This window comes from Nguyenibacter vanlangensis (assembly GCF_013376155.1).
In the GTDB taxonomy this organism is placed as follows: Bacteria; Pseudomonadota; Alphaproteobacteria; order Acetobacterales; family Acetobacteraceae; genus Gluconacetobacter; species Gluconacetobacter vanlangensis.
In genome coordinates this window covers 1-729 of sequence record NZ_JABXXP010001082.1, presented here as the reverse complement: position 1 = coordinate 729, position 729 = coordinate 1, and the positions used below count along the sequence as shown (strand labels likewise).

Sequence of the window (729 nt, the reverse complement as noted above, 5' to 3'; positions counted from 1 at the left end):
CGCCACGCGCCTGGCCAACGGGCTGCGCCGCCGGCTGCTGCGCGACGGCTGCCCCGATACCGGCGCGCCGATGAAATTGTTCCAGCGCGCCGATTTCCTGCGCCTGCCGCAATTCGAAGGGCTGCACCGCTTCCTGCCGGCACTGATGGGCCATTACGGCGTGCCGCTGGTCTGCCTGCCGGTGCGGCACCGCAGCCGCCTGCACGGGCATTCCAAATACACGAACCTCAACCGGGCGCTGGTCGGCATCCGGGACCTGATGGGCGTGATGTGGCTGAACAACCGCACAAGGCTCCCACGTCGCGTTACCGAACGCTAGCTCATTGTTTTGGCGATCATCTTTATCCGGCCGGAGTCCATCCGGCCGGATGATGCCCTAAGGATACGTGCCGGATGACGCGGCTGACCATGCGCCATTATGTTCTGCTCGCGCTGTGCACCTTCCTGATCTTCCTGCCGGGTCGCGCCAGCCTGCCGCCGCTGGACCGTGACGAACCCCGCTACATGGAAGCCAGCGCCCAGATGCTGCGCAGCGGCGATTTCATCGATGTCCGTTTCCAGGATCGTCCGCGCTATTTGCAGCCGGCCGGAATCTACTGGCTCGAAGCCGCCTCGGTCGCCGCCACCGGCACGCTGCGCCGGCACGCCGTCTGGGCCTATCGCATTCCCTCGCTGATCGCGGTGACCGCCGCCGTCACGCTCACCGCCTGGATCGGCGCCACGCTGTTC

The 729-nt window shown here is 66.7% G+C and carries 1 protein-coding gene and 1 pseudogene; both read left to right on the top strand.

What is annotated here, in order from left to right:
- A pseudogene (locus tag HUK84_RS21360) lies at positions 1-319 on the top strand (glycosyl transferase); the annotation flags it as partial.
- Positions 320-393: 74 nt separating this feature from the next.
- Positions 394-729, top strand: a 336-nt coding sequence (locus tag HUK84_RS21355; protein WP_374729409.1) for an ArnT family glycosyltransferase, incomplete at its 3' end; no start/stop codon positions are given.